Source organism: Achromobacter semiaridum (assembly GCF_053543755.1).
This window is the reverse complement of record NZ_JBLVOL010000003.1, coordinates 60,993-78,133: the sequence shown is the minus strand read 5'-3', so window position 1 is coordinate 78,133 and position 17,141 is coordinate 60,993. Positions and strand designations below refer to the sequence as shown.

The 17,141-nt window shown below is 66.4% G+C and carries 17 protein-coding genes; 9 read left to right on the top strand and 8 right to left on the bottom strand.

Translation table 11 applies throughout. The features are described from left to right. From ACNPP0_RS00985 to ACNPP0_RS00945, 9 genes are all read left to right on the top strand, one after another. Positions 1-1,398 (top strand): hypothetical protein (locus ACNPP0_RS00985; protein WP_448704784.1); only part of this gene is annotated, 1,398 nt, incomplete at its 5' end. An 18-nt stretch (positions 1,399-1,416) separates the two neighbouring features. Then, entirely contained in the window at positions 1,417-2,391 is a 975-nt protein-coding gene (locus ACNPP0_RS00980) for a hypothetical protein (RefSeq protein ID WP_332610152.1), read from the top strand. A gap of 76 nt (positions 2,392-2,467) precedes the next feature. Then, positions 2,468-2,632 (top strand): hypothetical protein, encoded by a 165-nt coding sequence (locus ACNPP0_RS00975; protein ID WP_332610151.1) that lies wholly within the window; start codon positions 2,468-2,470, stop codon positions 2,630-2,632. A 233-nt stretch (positions 2,633-2,865) separates the two neighbouring features. Continuing rightward, positions 2,866-4,086 carry a CaiB/BaiF CoA transferase family protein gene (locus ACNPP0_RS00970; protein WP_332610150.1) on the top strand — a complete coding sequence of 407 codons (1,221 nt, stop codon included), beginning with the start codon at positions 2,866-2,868 and terminating at the stop codon, positions 4,084-4,086. Positions 4,087-4,105: 19 nt separating this feature from the next. Next, a complete protein-coding gene (locus ACNPP0_RS00965; RefSeq protein ID WP_448704783.1) occupies positions 4,106-4,903 on the top strand; it encodes an enoyl-CoA hydratase/isomerase family protein in 798 nt (265 codons plus the stop codon). An 11-nt stretch (positions 4,904-4,914) separates the two neighbouring features. Then, on the top strand, positions 4,915-6,138 hold the full coding sequence (locus ACNPP0_RS00960) for a CaiB/BaiF CoA transferase family protein (RefSeq protein ID WP_448704782.1): 1,224 nt from the start codon (positions 4,915-4,917) through the stop codon (positions 6,136-6,138). Next, on the top strand, positions 6,135-8,510 hold the full coding sequence (locus tag ACNPP0_RS00955; RefSeq protein WP_448704781.1) for an acyl-CoA dehydrogenase family protein: 2,376 nt from the start codon (positions 6,135-6,137) through the stop codon (positions 8,508-8,510). Before ACNPP0_RS00960 ends, ACNPP0_RS00955 begins: the two co-directional genes overlap by 4 nt. 45 nt (positions 8,511-8,555) lie before the next feature. Beyond that, on the top strand, positions 8,556-9,527 hold the full coding sequence (locus ACNPP0_RS00950; protein WP_332610146.1) for a Bug family tripartite tricarboxylate transporter substrate binding protein: 972 nt from the start codon (positions 8,556-8,558) through the stop codon (positions 9,525-9,527). A gap of 66 nt (positions 9,528-9,593) precedes the next feature. After that, positions 9,594-10,556 (top strand): LysR family transcriptional regulator, encoded by a 963-nt coding sequence (locus tag ACNPP0_RS00945; RefSeq protein WP_332610145.1) that lies wholly within the window; start codon positions 9,594-9,596, stop codon positions 10,554-10,556. A 69-nt stretch (positions 10,557-10,625) separates the two neighbouring features. On the opposite strand, the gene ACNPP0_RS00940 is transcribed toward ACNPP0_RS00945, so the two are convergent. The 8 genes from ACNPP0_RS00940 to ACNPP0_RS00905 form a co-directional block, all read right to left on the bottom strand. Then, positions 10,626-11,495 (bottom strand): amidohydrolase family protein, encoded by an 870-nt coding sequence (locus tag ACNPP0_RS00940; RefSeq protein ID WP_332610144.1) that lies wholly within the window; start codon positions 11,493-11,495, stop codon positions 10,626-10,628. Next, positions 11,492-12,106: a carboxymuconolactone decarboxylase family protein gene (locus ACNPP0_RS00935; RefSeq protein WP_448704780.1), complete on the bottom strand. Its 615-nt coding sequence runs from the start codon at positions 12,104-12,106 to the stop codon at positions 11,492-11,494. Before ACNPP0_RS00935 ends, ACNPP0_RS00940 begins: the two co-directional genes overlap by 4 nt. Positions 12,107-12,200: 94 nt before the next feature. After that, positions 12,201-12,815 (bottom strand): glutathione S-transferase N-terminal domain-containing protein, encoded by a 615-nt coding sequence (locus tag ACNPP0_RS00930; RefSeq protein ID WP_332610142.1) that lies wholly within the window; start codon positions 12,813-12,815, stop codon positions 12,201-12,203. A 36-nt stretch (positions 12,816-12,851) separates the two neighbouring features. Beyond that, positions 12,852-13,496, bottom strand: coding sequence for a flavin reductase family protein (locus ACNPP0_RS00925; protein WP_332610141.1), 645 nt, complete (start codon positions 13,494-13,496; stop codon positions 12,852-12,854). A gap of 36 nt (positions 13,497-13,532) precedes the next feature. After that, complete coding sequence (locus ACNPP0_RS00920) at positions 13,533-14,516, bottom strand: tripartite tricarboxylate transporter substrate binding protein (protein WP_448704779.1); 984 nt, start codon at positions 14,514-14,516, stop codon at positions 13,533-13,535. Between the two features lie 51 nt (positions 14,517-14,567). After that, on the bottom strand, positions 14,568-15,566 hold the full coding sequence (locus ACNPP0_RS00915) for a Bug family tripartite tricarboxylate transporter substrate binding protein (RefSeq protein ID WP_332610138.1): 999 nt from the start codon (positions 15,564-15,566) through the stop codon (positions 14,568-14,570). A 116-nt stretch (positions 15,567-15,682) separates the two neighbouring features. Further along, the gene (locus ACNPP0_RS00910; protein ID WP_332610136.1) at positions 15,683-16,213 is read right to left on the bottom strand and encodes a thioredoxin family protein; all 531 of its coding nucleotides are present in this window, start codon (positions 16,211-16,213) and stop codon (positions 15,683-15,685) included. Between the two features lie 20 nt (positions 16,214-16,233). Beyond that, entirely contained in the window at positions 16,234-16,923 is a 690-nt protein-coding gene (locus ACNPP0_RS00905; protein WP_332610135.1) for a cytochrome c biogenesis CcdA family protein, read from the bottom strand. Positions 16,924-17,141 lie beyond the last annotated feature (218 nt).

Below are 17,141 nucleotides of genomic sequence, written 5' to 3'. Positions count from 1 at the left end.
GAACCCGCAGCCGCAGTGGCACCGGCCGCTGCTGCCCCCAACGCTGTTGCACCGGCTGCCGCAGCACCGGCTGCCGCAGCACCCGCCGCCCCTGCACCCGCCGCCCCTGCACCCGATGCTGTTGCTCCGGCCGCCCCCGCCGCTCCCGTACAAACCGCGTTCGCCGTCAACGGCTGGACGCCGCCGTTGCCCGCCGCCGCGCTGGCGGGTAACCCGCTACTCCAGACGCTGTCCGACCAGAACGGCTGCAAGGTCGTTTCGACGTTCCGCCTGGGCGACAACGCGCAATACATCTCGCTGAAAACCGACGGCCTGTCCTGCGGCCCCGACGGCTACGCCACCGGCAAGGGCCGGCTGCGGCTGGAACGCTCGGACGGCGCGCGCATCGCGCAAAGCAGCGACGTCTGGCTGATGTCCGGGTTTCCCTTCACCGCGCCTGTCGCCGCCGCCCGCCTGACCCATGCCAACGCCGACGGCACGCTGTGGTTCCACCTGGACAGCGACCCGGCCACCCGCTCGCACTACCTGCTGCGCGGCGACCGCTTGTCCTACGGCAACGGCCTGGACGTCTGGCGCCCCAACCGCGTCGACGTCGTGACCGAAAGCGCCGATGTCTTCCGCAATGCCGCCAACATCAAAGTCGCCGTCGACAGCGCACTGCGTGTGCTGGAACGCACCGCCCTGCCTGATGCCGGCAACATCCGCATCGTGTTCTCGGACGATTTCGAACAAGGCGCCATCGGCGACAAAGTCGAGCACCTGCTCTACATGATCACCGCCGACCGCCCGACCGACTGGCGCACCGGCAAGCCGCGCGGCGAATGGCGCTACAACCTGCAATACGCGCAGAACTACCTGTTCAAGCGTGACGAACTGCTGGCACGTAAAAAGCGCGAAGAACTGATGCGCCTGGCCAACAAGGAACGCGACAACCTGCGCCAATATCAAAACCTGGTCGAGCAGGCAAAGAGCGACCCCAAGGGCATCCTGGGCCGCATGCAGCGCGACGTGCGTTACGACGTGATGACCGGCGGCGACTACCGCGCGCTGATGGCGGGCCGCAAGGCCGGCGTGCGCATGGTCATCCACGTAGACGACCACGACGGTAACGACGCCATGGCTGACTGGCCGTACGAAATCCGCCTGCCCGGCCAGAAGGCCATGAAGGAAGGTTGGTATCTGGCGCCCGGCGAACTGTCGCTGGACCCCGCGCGCCAAGACGACAAAGGCTTGCCGCTGACGCTGCTGGCGTTGACTCCCGGCGCATCCGTGGCGTGCCAGAAAGAAGGCTGCGCCGACTTGAACGATCCCCTGGTGGGTGCGCGGATGATGTTGGGCCTGCCCGACTGGACGCCCGAACAAGCCCAGGCAGTCATCGATCAAGCGTCCCAACCCTAATCGCCAGACGAGCAAGCAATGATCAAACAAAAGAATGGCCTGATCGCAGGCGGTGTGGTGGTGGTGCTGGCCTGCGCCTGGTGGGGCCTGGGCGCGTACGCCTCGGGCAAGGCCGAAGACGAAATCGTGGCCTTGCTGGACAAGACCGGCCAACGCGACAACGTGCGTTGGCAGAGCATTTCGGCGTCGCCCTTCGGGTCGGCCAAGCTGAAGCAGGTGTCCATCGGCCCGGCGGCAGCGCCCGTGGCCCTGATCGACACCGTGAAGATCAGCGGCCTGCGCAACACCGACGACCGCCGCAGCGGCGACGTGACGATTGAAGGCGCGGCCTTGCCCAACGGCTCCAGCGTCCTTAGCCAGACGGATCTGGCGCGCCAGGCCGGCAAGTTGAACCTGCCGCCCGCCAACCTGCGCGTGCGCTGGGACTACCAACGCGACGACGACAACGCCGAGATCCAGTTGAACCTGGAACAACCCGACGCGCTGAACGCCGACTTGTCACTGAGCCTGGAACGCGTCAATGGTGCCGTCGCGATGGCCGAAGACGGCTCGGGCCTGGCCGCCGTGGGCATGATGGGCATATTCGGCATGGGCCGCATCGACCGCGCGCTGGCCCCGCTGGCGCAAGTGCGCATTCAAAGCGGCAGCCTTTCCATCAAGGACGACGGCTACGTCAAGCGCAGCGTCGAACTCTTCAAGCGCTATAACCTCACGCCCGTTCCGGGCGACGGCGATCCGGAAAAGCAGCGCGCCAAGCAATTCGAAAAATTCGTCGATGACGGCAAGAAGCGTTGTTTTGACCAGAAGACGCTAGCCGGCTTCAAAGACAACGAAGACGCCTGCAAGGCCATCGCCAATTTCGCCAGCGGCGACAAGCGTTCGATCACCCTGACGCTGAACCCGCGCAATGGCGTATCGCTGGCCGAATTGTTTGCCGGCGCCGGCAACCAGGCCAAGGTTTTCGCGCTGCTGGCCCCCACGCTGGACAATTAAGCGACGCCTATAATCTCCTGCACACGCTGCGCATCACGATCACGCGCCTGCTCTGGGGCAGCCGCAGGAGACCACCATGAAATCGACGTTGATAGCCTTGCTGACCACGCTTGCCCTCTCCGCTTTGGTAAGCGCTTGTACCAACAGCCCAGGCGGCCCGCCGCACCCCGGCGCCGTCAATCCCTACAGCAGCGGCGGCTTTCACGACGCCGGCCCGGACTACCCCGACACGGGCCGCTGACCAATTTCCTTCCCCGCTTCACTGCGGCCCACGGCGCGCCTCCGTGCCCGCCGCAGTGCCCGCCGCAGTGCCCTCCGCAGTGCCCGCCGCAGTGCCCTCCTCCGTGCCGCGCCCCCTCGCTCTTCCGAGCGGGTCGGTGCCAAAACGCATAACAGCTTTGTGCCCCGGGTGCATCCCGCCGCAAGCCGGAAATCCTAGACTACCTGCACATCACAGGAGTCAAGGAGAAGGCTTTGCAGCCGCTGTTATCAAACGTGAAAGTGCTGGACCTGAGCCGCATTCTGGCCGGCCCCTGGGCCAGCCAGATCCTGGCCGATCTGGGCGCCGACGTCATCAAGGTCGAGCGGCCGGGCCTGGGTGACGACACCCGGTCCTGGGGCCCGCCCTTCCTGAAAGACGAACACGGTCAGGACACCACCGACGGCGCCTACTTCATCGCCACCAACCGGGGCAAGCGATCCATCACGCTGGACTTGCAGACGCCTGAAGGGCAGGCGCTGGTCAAGGATCTGTGCCGCGACGCGGACGTGGTGCTGGAGAACTACAAGGTCGGCACGCTGGCGCGCATGGGACTGGACTACGACTCGCTGGCCAAGATCAACCCGCGCCTGGTGTATTGCTCGGTCACCGGCTTCGGGCAGACCGGCCCGCGCGCCGCCGAGCCCGCGTACGACTTCCTGATCCAGGCCATGGGTGGCCTGATGAGCGTCACCGGCGAACGCGACGACAAGCCCGGCGGCGGCCCGCAAAAGGTCGGCGTGCCCATCGTGGACCTGACCACCGGCGTCTACGCCGCGCTGGGCATCGTGGCCGCGCTGCTGCGGCGCTCGCAGACGGGCCAGGGCGAATACATCGACGTCGCCATGCTGGACGTGCAGGTTGGCTTGCTGGCCAACCAGGCAATGAACTTCTTGCTGGGCAACCGCGTGCCGCGCCGCACCGGCACCGCGCATCCGAACATCCAACCGCAACGCACCTTTGTCTGCGCCGACGGCGACATCGTCATCGTCGTGGGCAACGACGCGCAATTCGCCGCGCTGTGCCGCCTGCTGGGCAAGCCTGAACTGGCGCAAGACCCCCGCTACATCACCAACAGCCAGCGCGTGACGAATCAAGACACGCTGGACCCGATCCTGGACGCCATCTTCCTCACGCAGCCGCGCGCGCACTGGCTGGCGGCGCTGAAGACCGCCGGCGTGCCGGCCGGGTCGATCAACACCGTGCCTGAAGTGTTCGACGACCCGCAGGTGGCGCACCGCGCCATGTTGCGCCGCCTGCCGCACCCCACCGCCAAGAGCGTGCCGCAAGTGATGAACCCCCTGCGCTTCGCCACGGCGGACCTGCGCGCCGACCGCGCACCGCCGCTGCTGGGGCAGCACACCGCCGAAGTGCTTGCAGAACTGGGCATGAGCGCACAGCAAATTGCCGACCTGCGCCAGCGCAAGATCATTTGAACAAGACGGAGACACGGACATGACCATGCCCGAAAACTTGCCCGGCCCCTACACCGCGCTGGACGTCACGCTTGAGGACGGCGTGGCCGTCATCCTGCTGGCCAATCCGCCGGTGAACGCGCTAAGCACCGACATGATGAACGAGCTGTCCTGGGTGCTGGACCGCATCTCGGAAACGCCCGAGGTGCGCGCCGTGGTGTTGTCCGGGCAAGGCAAGATATTTTGCGCCGGCGCGGACCTGAAGAACCGCGCCGCCACCATCAAGGGTCCGGGCGACCTGCCGCAGCATTCACGCCGCACCCGCGAGTGCTTTCATGCCATTCGCGAATGCGCCAAGCCCGTCATCGGCGCCATCAACGGCGCGGCGCTGGGCGCCGGGCTGGCCATCGTGGCCTCATGCGACATCCTGCTGGCGGCATCGACGGCCGTGGTCGGGCTGCCCGAAATCAACGTCGGCCTGCTGGGCGGTGGACGCCATGGCATGCGGCTGTTCGGCCATTCCCGCTTGCGCCGCATGATGCTGACCGGCTTGCGCGTGGACGGCGACGAACTCTATCGCCTGGGCATCGTCGAAGCGTCCGTGCCCGCCGACGCCTTGATGGACCGCGCCCTGGAACTGGCGCGCGAGCTGGCGTCCAAGAGCCCCTTGGCCACCGTGCTTGCCAAGCAGACGCTGAACGCCATCGAAGACATGAGCCTGCGCGACGGCTACCGCTACGAACAGGACATGACCGCCGCCATCGGCAAGACCGAAGACGCCCAGGAAGCGCGCCGCGCCTTCCTGGAAAAGCGCGCACCGGTGTTCCAGGGCAAATAAGGGGAAGACCGATGAGCCGTGCATTAGAGGGCGTAAAAGTCCTGGATTTAAGCCGCGTGTTCTCCGGCCCGTGGGCCGCGCAGATGCTGGCCGACTTTGGCGCCGACGTCATCAAGGTGGAACGCCCGGGCCGGGGCGACGACGTCCGGCACCAGGGCTATCCAATGCCGGATCGCCATGGCGAACCCAGCCGGCAGACCTCGTCGTTTGTGGCGATGAACCGGGGCAAGAAATCGCTGACCATCGACATCTCCAAGCCCGATGGCCAGGCGCTGGTTCGCCGGCTTGCCCAGCGCGCCGACATCGTCATCGAGAACTTCAAGGCGGGCGACCTGCGCCGCTACGGGCTGGATCACGACGCGCTGTCCAAGGTCAACCCCCGGCTGGTGATTTGCTCGATCACCGGCTTCGGGCAATCCGGCCCATACAGCCATCTGCCCGGCTACGACCCGATCTTTCAATCGATGAGCGGGCTGATGAGCGTGACCGGGGTGCCCGATGGCGAACCCGGCGCGGGGCCGGTCAAGGCGGGGTATTCCGTGTCGGACATCACGGCGGGCTTTTACGCGGTGGCGGCCATACTGGCGGCGCTGCACCATCGGGACCAGATCTCCGGCGTAGGCCAGCATATCGACCTGGCGTTGCTGGATGCGCAGATTGCCGCCATGTCGCACATCGGCATGAACTATCTGGCCAGCGGCCAGGTGCCCGCGCGCATGGGGTCGGCCTCACAGATCACTGCGCCCTTTCGCGCGTTTGCCTGCCGCGATGGCCACTTGATGGTGGCGGTGGGCAACGACACGCAGTTTCGCGCCTTCTGCGCGGTGATCGGACTGCCCGCGCTGGCCGAGGACGCGCGCTTTACCAGCAACCCCAAACGCGCCGCCGCGCAAGCCGAGTTGTCGCGCCTGATCGAGCCGGCCATGCAGGCTCGCACCGTCGGCGAATGGAACGACGCGCTGGCCTCGGCCAACGTGCCCTGCGGCCCGATCTACACGATGGACCAGGTATTCGAAGACCCGCAGGTGCGGCACCGCCAGGTGCTGGGCCGCATCGCGCATCCTGAACTGGGCGACATGCCCGTCATCAACAACCCCATCCATTTTTCCAAGACGCCAATCACATCCGGGCTGCCCCCGCCCCTGCTGGGCGAACACACCGCCGATGTGCTGCGCGCCGAACTGGGCCTGTCCGACGAAGAGATCGCGCGTCTGCACGCCGAGGGCATCGTATGAGCAGCGTGGACCCTGCCTTGATCGAAGAGATACGCGACAGCGCGCGTGACTTTCTGTCGCGCCGCGACCAGCGCCAGCGCAAGCGCTCGGCAAGCGGCGTCGATCGCGCCTACTGGCGCCAGATTGCCGACGCCGGCTGGCTTGGCATGAGCGTGCCGGATACCTTGGGCGGGCTGGGACTGGGCTGGCACGCAATGGCCGCCGTCATTGAAGAAGCCGGACGCGCGCAATTGCCCGAACCGCTGGTAGGCGCGGGCGTGCTGGGCGCAACCTTGCTGTCGAACATCGCGCCGCTGCCTGGCTCGCCTTTGCGCGACACCCTGCTGCAAGCGGTGTGCGACGGGACGCGGATGATTGCGCTGGCCTGGCAAGAAACCGAAGGCCAGCTGGAAGCCGGCGAGGCCGCGGGCGTGTTCGGCGTCAGCGCCACCCCGCGCGAAGGCGCCTATGTCTTGAACGGCGAAAAGCGCCACGTCATTGCCGACGCCGCCGCGGACGGCTGGCTGGTAACGGCCGATAGCGAAACAGGCACCCTGCTGTTCTACCTGGCCGCCGACACGACCGGCGTCACCGTGCGCCCCCATGCGCGCGCCGACGGCACGCCTGCGTGCCACCTGAGCATTGAATCGGCCATCGTGCCGGCCGACGCGCTGCTGTCCCAGCACGAAGTCCTGGACGCCGTGGACCATGCCTTGGATTACGGACGCCTGATGCAATCGGCCGAATTGATCGGCGTGGCGCGGCAGGTGCTGGCCGATACGGTGGTCTACCTGAACACGCGCCAGCAATTCGGCAAGCCGCTGTCATCGTTCCAGGCGCTGCAACACCGCCTGGTGGACGCGGCCATGCAGGTGGAGCTGGCGGCCAGCAGTTTGCAGGACGCGTTAAATACACTGGCCGACGCAACGGGCCCGGACCCTGTCACCGTCCGCAAGGTCGCCGCCAGCCGCGTGAAGGCCCGCGCGGCGCGGGCCGGCCTGGACGCCACGCGCCTGGCGATCCAGCTGCACGGCGCCATTGGCTACACCGAGGAATGCGACGTCAGCCTGACCTTTCGCAGCGCCTTGCACCTGGCCGCGTGGCTGGGCAACGCCGCCGCGCATCGTCAACGCTACGGCGCGCTGGCCGATGCGCCCGCGCCCCCGGCCGACGACACCGCCGCGCCGTCATCGCCGGCGGAATTTCCCCGCGACGCCGACTGGAACGGCATGCCCGAAGCCGACTTCCGTGCGCTGTTGCGCCGATTCTTACACGCGCATTATCCCCAGCACCTGCGGCATGTGCCTTGGCGGCTGCATTGGGATGAGATCAAGCCGTGGTACTTCTCGTTGTCGCGCCAGGGTTGGATTGCACCGTCGTGGCCGCGCGAGCATGGCGGCATGGCCTTGTCGCCCGCGCGGCAGATCGCTTTCATCGAAGAGGCCGAGCGCCATGGCGTGGCGCGCGCGCCCGACCAGGGCCTGGTCATGCTGGGCCCCATCCTGATCCGCTACGGCACCGAAGAACAACGCGCGCGCTTCCTGCCGGGCATCCTGTCGGGCCAGGCCGTGTGGGCGCAGGGCTATTCCGAACCCAACGCGGGCTCGGACCTGGCGGCGTTGCGATGCGAAGCCGTGATCGATGGCGACGACCTGATCGTGACCGGGCAAAAGACATGGTCGACGCTGGCGCAGGACGCCACGCACATGTTCATGCTGGTGCGCACCGACAAGACGGTGAAGAAGCAGGCGGGCATCAGCTTCCTGCTGGTGGACCTGGCCAGCCCCGGCATCAGCCGCCGCCCCATCCGCACGCTGTCCGGGCACGAAGAATTTTGCGAAGTTTTCTTCGATCAGGTGCGTGTGCCGCGCGCCAATGTCGTGGGTGAACTGAACGCGGGCTGGGGTATCGCCAAGGCGCTGCTGGGCTTTGAACGCTTGTTTTCAGGCAGCCCGAAACACGCCAGCCACGCACTGCAACAGATCTTCAGCATCGCGCGGCAACGCGGTTTGTTGTCCGACCCGGCTTTCACGGATCGCCTGGCTGAACTGCGGATGGACAGCGCCGACCTGACCGCCATGTACCGCGTGTTTGCCGATATGGCGCGGGCCGGACGGCCGCTGCCGCCCACGCTGTCGCTGCTGAAGATCTGGGCCACTGAAACCCATGAGAGGCTGGGCGCGCTGCTGATCCAGATTGCCGAGGAATACGGCGGCGCCGACATGCGCCTGGGCTACGGCGATGGCGATGGGCATGGCGATGGGAATGGGATTGGCGGCGTACAAGCGCTGGCGCCCTACATCAACGCGCTGGCCGCCACCATCTTCAGCGGCACCAACGAGATTCAACGCAACATCTACGCCAAACAGGTCCTGGGCCTGGACGGCGCATAACAACATCGCGCCGGCACGACTAGGCGCCATCAGGAGAGAGAGACAATGAAAAACGCACCCGCATTGACGGTGGCCGCGGTATTACTGGCCGCAACGATGGCGCCCGTGGCCCAGGCCGCGCAGCCCTGGCCCAGTCAGCCCATCCGCTTGATCGTGCCATACCCGCCAGGCGGCTCGGTCGACAACCTGGCCCGCCTGCTGGCGCCCGCGCTGGGCAAGCGGCTGGGCCAGACCATCGTCATCGAGAACAAGGCAGGCGCCAGCGGCACCATCGGCGTGGACGCCACCGTGCGCGCCGAGCCGGACGGCAACACGTTCGGGTTCGGCGTGCCGGGCGCGATCACCGGCCTGCCGCACGTCATGAAAGTGCCTTACAACGTCAGCACCATTCAGTATGTGTCGCTGGTGGCGCGCATTCCCCAGGTGGTCATGGTGAACCCGTCGCTGCCCGACACCACGCTGGCCGCCTTCGTCGCCAGCGCCAAGCAGCATCCGGGCAAATACAACTACGGCTCGGCCGGCAACGTGACCACGCCCCATCTGGGCGGCGAACTGTTGAAGCAGCAAACGGGCATCGACATCATGCACGTGCCGTACAAGGGCGCCGCGCCCGCCGTCACGGCCTTGCTGTCCAACGAAGTGCAGATGTTTCCCGGTGACGCGTCGGCCGCCTTGGGCTTCATCAAGGCAGGCAAGCTGCGCGCGCTGGCGGTGGCCAGCCCCGAACGCTTCGAGGGCCTGCCCGATGTGCCGACGACCCGCGAGGCGGGTTTTCCCGGCGTGATCGTCGAATCGAACTACGGCATCATCGCCCCCACCGGCACGCCCAAGGACATCGTCGACAAGATGGCGGCGGCCATCGCCCAGTCCCTGGCGGAACCCGCGTTGCGCAAGAAGATGATCGACCAGGGCGCCATTCCGGCGGCAAGCTCGCCGGACCAATACCGCACGCTGATGGAAACCGAATCCAAGAAATGGGGCGACGTGATCCGACGCGGCAAGCTTGGCCTGGAATGACCCGCTGCCACGCGCTTTGCCGTACGCTTATCCCGTTCCTTCTGCCTGCGACCCCGCCCCGCCATCATGCCTTTCGCCAAAGCCACCGGGCTAAGCCTGGACCTGACCGCCGACCTGAACAAATGGAGGGCGTTCCTGGCGATTGCGGAACTGGGCAGCATCACGCGCGCCGCGCTCTATCTGGACCAGGACCAATCCGTGCTCAGCCGCCGCATCAACGCACTGGAGCGCGAGTGCAATGCGCGCTTGTTCAACCGCACGGGTCGCGGCGTGAATCTGTCCGAGGTGGGCCAGCGGCTGTTCCCCTTGGTGCAAACGTTGCTGGGCGACGCGGAAAGACTGGAACTTGAGCTGAACGGCCAGGCGCGCGAGCCCGCGGGCGAAGTCACGCTGGGGCTGTTGCCGTCCACCGCGCATCCGCTGATCCGCCGCCTGTTTTCGCGCTTGCGCAAACACTTTCCGAAGGTGCATTTGAAGATTCTTGAAGGCTCCAGCGGCCAGATCGAAGAGTGGCTGACGGACAGCCGCGTGGACATCGCCATCCTGTACCGCTATGGCGACAAATGCCCGCCGGGCGAGCAGGCGCTGGCCTACGTGGATTCCTACCTGGTGGGCGCGGCGGGCGATACGCGCACCGCATCGGGCGAAGTCACCTTCGACCAGCTAAACGACCTGCCCTTCATCCTGCCGGGCGCGCCGAATGGTTTGCGCAATGCGCTGGACGGCCTGGCGCGTGCGCGCAAGATCACCATCGCGCCGCTGATCGAAGCGGACTCATTGCCGCTGATGAAGTCGATTGTCGAGCACGAGAACATGTACACCGTGCTGCCGCTGCATGCCGTCTGGCAAGAGGTGCAGGAGGGCCGGTTAAGCATCGCGGCGCTGCGTGACCCGACGATGGGCCGGATTATTTCCATGGCGTTTTCCAGGTCCAAGGGACCGGGCCGCACCGTCATGGAAGTGGCGGCGCAGATCGAAACGCTGGTGCGGGAAATCGGCGGCGAAGGCGTGTGGCACGCGGAACCCTGAGGGGGGCAGGATCGCCTGCCGCAGGATCGCCTGCCGCAGGATCGCCTGCCGCAGGATCGCCTGCCGCCCTTATCCAAACCCGTACAAGCGGGCTGGGTTGTCCACCCATACCTTCTTGCGCAAGCCGTCGTTGCCCAGCCATTCATAGGCCACGTCCACCAGCGCATCGGCCGATGGCGCGGCCGCGCCCATGCGCACGAACGGCCAGTCCGATCCCCACAGCACCTGATCGGGGTTGGCGGCCGTGAACGCGTCGTGGATATAGCGGGCATTTTCATAGTCGGGCGCAGCGCCCACGCGGCACAGCGTCAGCTTCATCCAGATTCGCCCATCCGCCAGCAAGCCGCGCAGCAGCTGAAAGGCCGCGTCCTGCTCGCCACGCGCCGGCACCAGGCTGCCCAGGTGATCGATCACAATCGGCACGTCCAGCGCGGCCAGCGCCGGCAGATGCCGCACATACGCATCGCAAGGCGCCCACAGCTGGGCATGCAGGCCAAACTGCTTCATGCGCGGCGCCATCGCGGCGACCTGCCCAAAGCCCACGCTGCCGGGAAACAGATTGCCGGCCGGGTCGCGCGCTTCCAGAAAGCGCAGACCGCGCACGCCGCCCTCCACCAGCGCCTGCAACTGCGCATCGGACACCGACGGATCGGCCACGGCGATGCCGCGCAGGCGGTCGCCGCCTTGCGCCAAGGCGTCCAGCAACGCGGCCGGGTCCACGCCATAGGGCGCGGGCTGCACCAACACCCCGCGCGCCGCGCCCAGGGTATCCAGCATGTGCAGGTAGCGCGGCGCAGGCGCGTCCGGCGCGGCATATGACGAAGCGTGTTGCAGGGGAAAGCGGTCATACGGGCCGAACACATGGCAATGCGCATCGCAGGCCAAGGCGGGCAGCGCGTGCCTGGGCGCAACGGGCATGCGCGGCATCTCGGGTGTCATGGCTGCTCCTTGCGCGGCAGCGCAGCCAAGCGGCTCAAGGCCGGCGCGCCGTCTTGCCGCGGAATATCCAGCGGCGCGGGGGCCTCGTCCGGCATGGGAATGTCGTGCGCGTTCAAGGTCATGGACACCATGGTGTAGTAGCCGATCACCGCCGTCAGCTCCACCACGCCCACCGCCTGCCAACGCGCTACCGCTTCGGCATACAGCGCGGGATCGACCTGGCCGGTTTCCTGCAACTGGCGCGAGAACTCGTAGACGATTTCATCGTCGCGCGTATCGAACGCCGGCGTCTTGCGCGCCTGGATGGCGTCCAGCACGGCGTCTGCAATGCCGGCCGCCCGCGCCGCCTGCGCGTGAATATGCCATTCGATCTGGCTGTTCCAGCGGCGTGCCGTCACCACAATCGCCAGCTCGCTGACACGCGGCGGCAGGCTGGTGCCAAAGCGCAGCAAGGCGCCCAACGCCTGCCAGCGTTCGGCAAGCTCGGGGCTGTGCAGCGCCGCGCGCAAGGGGCCGACGAGACGCCCGCGCGGGCCCGAGACGATCTTCTCGTACACGCGTTTCTGGTCGTCGGTCATGCTGTCGGGGGAAGGCAGCGGGATACGGCTCATCATCATCCTCGGTTCAAGTTATGGCGCGGCCCCGGGCAGGCAACGCAGCGCGCAACCACACGCACGTCATCGGGCCGGGTTGGATACGGCGAGTTCAAGGCGATTCGTCCGGCTGGCTGCGCGCCACCGACGGGCGCACGCAAAAGCCCTCATGCCAGGCGGCAAGCGTCGGATGCCCACCACGCCAATCGATATCCGGAAAACGATAATCCATGTACGACAGCGCGCAGCCGATGGCAATCACCCCCAGGTCAAAGCCGCTGGCCGACAACGCGGCCGCCTCGACTTCCAGCGCGGCCAGCACGGCACGCACCTTCAGCGCAAACGCGTCCAGCCACGCCGCTGTCTGCCTTTCCACCGGCTTGTTGCGCTCTTGGCGGTACAGCAGCAACGCATCCAGAAACCCATCACCCAACGCCTGCCGGCGTTCGGCCACCAGGCGCGCGGTGGGATCGCCGGGCATTAACCGGCCGCCCGTCAGCCCATCCAGATACGCGCAGATGACCCGCGAGTCGTACAAGGCCGTGCCATCTTCCAACACCAACGTGGGCAGCTTGATCAGCGGGTTGTCGGCCACCAGATCCAGATTGGGCTTGTCCATTGCGACGGGCGTGCGCACCAATTGCACGCGGTCTTCGATACCGCCTTCGTAAAGAACGATCATCACCTTGCGCACAAACGGCGACCGGGGCGACCAATGCAACTTCATCGTGGTTCTCCTTGGGGTTGCGCGACGGGGCGCGCATCAATGCCCTTGCGCGGGCAGCACCGACGGATCGTTGGCAGCGGCGGGCGCAAGCATCTGGAACAAATCACTTGTGTGCGCGTACCACCCCGCGCCATGCATGCGGCCCAGCAAGCCCAGCGCGGGCGTGTCCACATGAAAGCGATCGCGGTTCAGCAACGCATCGTCGCGCAGATACATGCCCACCACGCGCGCCAGCACGATCACGCGATGCGGCGCGGCCTCGATCACCTGCCACACCTTGCACTCCAGCGCTGCCGGGCTTTGCGCAATGCGCGGCGGCGCAATCAGCGTCGATGGCTGCGTGGACAAGCCCACGCGCGCCAATTCATCGACACTGGCGTCGTAGTCCAGGCTGGTCTGATTCATCTGCCGGGCCAATTCCCTGGACACCACATTGATCACGAATTCACCCGTGTCCATGATGTTGCGCGACGAATCCTTCCACTGGCCGGCGCGCGGGCCGATGCCCAGCGCCACGATGGGCGGGTCACTGCTGACGACGTTGAAAAAAGAAAACGGCGCGGCGTTCAGATCGCCGCGCGCCGACTGCGTCACCACCCAGGCAATCGGCCGAGGCACGACGACGCTGGACAGCAGCTTGAACGCATCGGCGGATGCCAGTTGGCTGAAATCAAAATTCATGGCGGCATCGCCCCGCGGCAGCGTTACGAAGGTTAATCATTTTGCCAGCAGCCCCAGCGAGCCCAGCAGCCGCTGCATGTCGGCGCGATCACGGCGCACGTAGGCGTCGGCCTGGGCGGGCGACAAGGACATGATTTCTATTGCCTGCTCTTGCATCACGCGCCGGTATTCCGGGTCGTCGTTCACGGCCTGGACCGCGCGGCTCAAGCGCTGCACGATGTCGGGCGGCGTGCCGGCGGGCACGGCCAGGCTGTACCACGTGGCGGCTTCGGCGCCCGCCACACCGGCTTCAGCCAGCGCGGGCACGTCGGGCAACAACGCCGAACGCTTGTCGGCCGCATACGCCAACGCCACCAGGCGCCCTTGGCGGATGAACGGCAGGCTGGCCGACAGGTTCAGCATGGCCAGGTCGATCTGGCCGCCCACCACATCGTTGATGGCGGGCGATGCGCCGGCGTAGGGAATGTGATTGAGCTGCACATGCGCAGCTTGCTGGAACTGTTCCGCGCCCAGATGCGTGGCGCCGCCCACGCCCGCCGACCCGTAGCTGAGCTTGCCGGGTTCGGCCTTGGCGCGTTCCAGCAGCTGCGCCACCGTGGTGATGCCGCGCGACGGGTTCACCACCAGCATGATGGGCTGCACCGCCACCACCGAACAGAACGCGAAACCGTCCACGCCGTCGTAGGGCGTTTTTTGCATCAGCGGCGTCACCACGTGGCCGGCGGAAGTGCCCAGCAGCAAGGTGTAGCCGTCCGGCTTGGCGCGCGCCACAAAACCCGTGCCGATGGACGCGCCGCCGCCTGGTTTGTTTTCCACCACCACCGGTTGGCCCAGCCGCTTTTCCAAGGCACGCCCCAGGCTGCGCGCGACCACATCGGCCGGCCCACCCGCCGCGTAGGGATTCACCAGCGTCAAAGGGCGGTCAGGATAAGACGCGGCCTGGGCGGCAGGCAGCAGGAATGCGGCCAGCGCCGTAATCATGGCCGCCCTTGCCAGCCGAAATCGATTCATCGATGTCATGGAATTTCCCGTTGAGGGGCGATCAACCTCGCGCCCATGGCCAGCCGGCGCTCAGTCCGCCTTGGCGCCGGACTGCTCGATCACCTTGGCCCACTTCGCCGTATCCGTCTTGATCTGCGCGGCGAACTGCTCGGGCGTGCTGTGCGTGGTCTGGATGCCGTAGGCCGCCATGCGCTCGACCATTTGCGGCGACGTCATCACCGCCGCGATGTCCTGGTTCAGCTTGTCGATCACCGCGCGCGGCGTACCTGCCGGCGCCAGCACGCCTGACCACAAGCTGACTTCGTATGACGCAAAGCCGGGCGTTTCTGAAATCGACGGCACATCGGGCAACACGGGCAAGCGCTGCCGGCTGGTCACGCCCAGCGCGCGCACCTTGCCTTGCTTGACCTGTTCGATGAAGTTGGATGACGTGTCGATCATCATCGATATCCGGCCCGCCAGAAAATCGTTGATGGCGCCCGACGTGCCCTTGTACGGGATATGGCGGATATCCACGCCCGCCGTGGACTTGAACATTTCGCCGGCCAGATGGCTGGTCGTGCCGTTGCCCGATGAGCTGAACGTCAGTTCGCCCGGCCGCGCCTTGGCCAGCGCCGCCAGTTCCGCCACGGAATTCACGTTCAGATCGGGACTGACCACCAGCAGGTTCGACGTCAGGTTGGTCATCGAGATCGGCGCAAAGCTCTTTTGCGGGTCGTAACGCAGCTTGGAGTACAGCGACGGGTTGATGGTCAACACGCCCATCGTCGAGTACAGCAAGGTGTAGCCGTCGGGCGCCGCGCCGGCCACGGCTTCCGCGCCGATCGTGCCCCCCGCGCCACCCCGGTTTTCCACCACCACGGTCTGGCCCAGCTTCTCGCCCAGCCCCTGCGCCAGCGCCCGCGCCATCAGATCGGTTGCGCCGCCCGCCGGAAACGGCACCACCATCCGGATGGGGTGGTCGGGATAGGCGCCCGCCACGGCCGGCGCCATCATCCCGACGGCGGATACCACCACCCCCGCCCCCAGCCACAGACCGACCGAGGTCAGCGCGCTTGCAATCTTCATGCTGTCTCCAAACCTTGTGATTTTTGTGTTTGAAGCATGGTATGCGGCGGGCCGGGCCGGCGCTATGCGCGGTATCGCATATCTGCTTTGCGCGGCGCATGGGCCATTCGATCGGGTCAGCCCGGTTGCGCCAGCAGGCGCTGGATCTCTGCCTCGGTCTCGGCATACCGCCCTTCGCCAAAATGGCGATACACAATGCGGCCCTGCTTGTCGATCAGGTAGAACGCCGGCCAGTACTGGTTGCGATACGCGTCCCAGGTGGCATAGCGGTTGTCCTGCGCCACCGGGTAGGTGATGCCAAAGCGCTCCAGCGCCTTTTGCACATTGGGCGTCGAGCGCTCGAACGGAAACTCCGGCGTATGCACGCCCACCACCGCCAGGCCCTGGTCCTTGTACTTCTGATGCCAGCCGGTCACGTAGGGCAGCGTGCGGATGCAGTTGATGCAGGTGTAGGTCCAGAAGTCCACCAGCACCACCTTGCCACGCAGCGACGCCAGGCTCTGCGGGCCGCCATTGAGCCAGTGCTCGATCCCCGTGAATTCCGGCGCGGGTGTGGGGTCGGGCTGAGGGGCGGCAGACGCCACCGCGGTCGCCAACGAGGTCGCCAACAGCGCGCCCAATGCAATTTTCTTGAACATGGCAAACATGGTCGATCTCCTTGATCGGGTCAGTTGAAAAGGTTGCTGATCCAGGCATACGCCAGGACGTCGTACTGGGAATGGATGGCCACGGCGGTCAGGATCAGCAGCACGCCAAAGCCTTGCTGCAAGCGCTGCGTGTAGCGCGACAGCCCACGTACCCGCGCGACGATGGCCTGCCCGCCATAGGCGATGACCAGCATCGGAATGCCCGCCCCGATGGCAAACGCCAACAGCAAGGTGCTGGACTGCGTCAGGTTCTGCGCCTTGGCGGCCAACACCAGAATCGAGGCCAGCACGGGGCCTGCGCACGGCGTCCATACCGCGCCCAGCGACAGCCCCAACACAAAGCCCCCGGCATTGCCGCTGCCCGCGCCGCCGGCGCTGAAGGCCAGCTGCTGCAAGGGGCCGCCGATACGGGCGATCAGCCGGTCGTAAGGCTGCGGCCAGATGCGCACCAGCCCGAACAGCACCAGCAGCGCAATCGACGTGGACCGCACCGCGTCGTGCACCGATGCGTTCAGGTTGGACAAAAGGCTCAGGGCGATGCCCAGGCCCGCAAAGGCCAGCACGAAGCCGGACACGACAAACAAGGGGCGCCAGCGGTCCGGGCGTTCCAGCGAGGTGCCCAGCAACACGGGCAACAAGGGCAACACGCAGGGCGACGCAATGGTCAGCATGCCGGCAAGCAAGGCGATGGGGGTGTTGATCAGGTCCATGGGCAGTCCTTTGGAAAGAGGTCCCATTGCACCCGCGCCGCGTATCCGGCTTGTGCCGGTTTGGCGCCTTTTTCCCCGGCTTTTGTATCCGCCAAGGCGGCGTATACAGTACGACACACTTGCGGCGATGGCCGGCGCTATAACCGGGTCACCCCCACTCTTTGGAGCAATCCATGAAGCGCATCCTGGCTGTCCTGCTGCTGATGTTCGGCGGCGTC

Coding starts and splice junctions, on each gene's coding strand:
- ACNPP0_RS00915 (WP_332610138.1), bottom strand. CDS start 15,566: ATGAAGATTGCAAGCGCGCTGACCTCGGTCGGTCTGTGGCTGGGGGCG.
- ACNPP0_RS00950 (WP_332610146.1), top strand. CDS start 8,556: ATGAAAAACGCACCCGCATTGACGGTGGCCGCGGTATTACTGGCCGCA.
- ACNPP0_RS00965 (WP_448704783.1), top strand. CDS start 4,106: ATGACCATGCCCGAAAACTTGCCCGGCCCCTACACCGCGCTGGACGTC.
- ACNPP0_RS00955 (WP_448704781.1), top strand. CDS start 6,135: ATGAGCAGCGTGGACCCTGCCTTGATCGAAGAGATACGCGACAGCGCG.
- ACNPP0_RS00925 (WP_332610141.1), bottom strand. CDS start 13,496: ATGAATTTTGATTTCAGCCAACTGGCATCCGCCGATGCGTTCAAGCTG.
- ACNPP0_RS00975 (WP_332610151.1), top strand. CDS start 2,468: ATGAAATCGACGTTGATAGCCTTGCTGACCACGCTTGCCCTCTCCGCT.
- ACNPP0_RS00910 (WP_332610136.1), bottom strand. CDS start 16,213: ATGTTTGCCATGTTCAAGAAAATTGCATTGGGCGCGCTGTTGGCGACC.
- ACNPP0_RS00940 (WP_332610144.1), bottom strand. CDS start 11,495: ATGACACCCGAGATGCCGCGCATGCCCGTTGCGCCCAGGCACGCGCTG.
- ACNPP0_RS00980 (WP_332610152.1), top strand. CDS start 1,417: ATGATCAAACAAAAGAATGGCCTGATCGCAGGCGGTGTGGTGGTGGTG.
- ACNPP0_RS00905 (WP_332610135.1), bottom strand. CDS start 16,923: ATGGACCTGATCAACACCCCCATCGCCTTGCTTGCCGGCATGCTGACC.
- ACNPP0_RS00930 (WP_332610142.1), bottom strand. CDS start 12,815: ATGAAGTTGCATTGGTCGCCCCGGTCGCCGTTTGTGCGCAAGGTGATG.
- ACNPP0_RS00945 (WP_332610145.1), top strand. CDS start 9,594: ATGCCTTTCGCCAAAGCCACCGGGCTAAGCCTGGACCTGACCGCCGAC.
- ACNPP0_RS00920 (WP_448704779.1), bottom strand. CDS start 14,516: ATGACATCGATGAATCGATTTCGGCTGGCAAGGGCGGCCATGATTACG.
- ACNPP0_RS00935 (WP_448704780.1), bottom strand. CDS start 12,106: ATGAGCCGTATCCCGCTGCCTTCCCCCGACAGCATGACCGACGACCAG.
- ACNPP0_RS00960 (WP_448704782.1), top strand. CDS start 4,915: ATGAGCCGTGCATTAGAGGGCGTAAAAGTCCTGGATTTAAGCCGCGTG.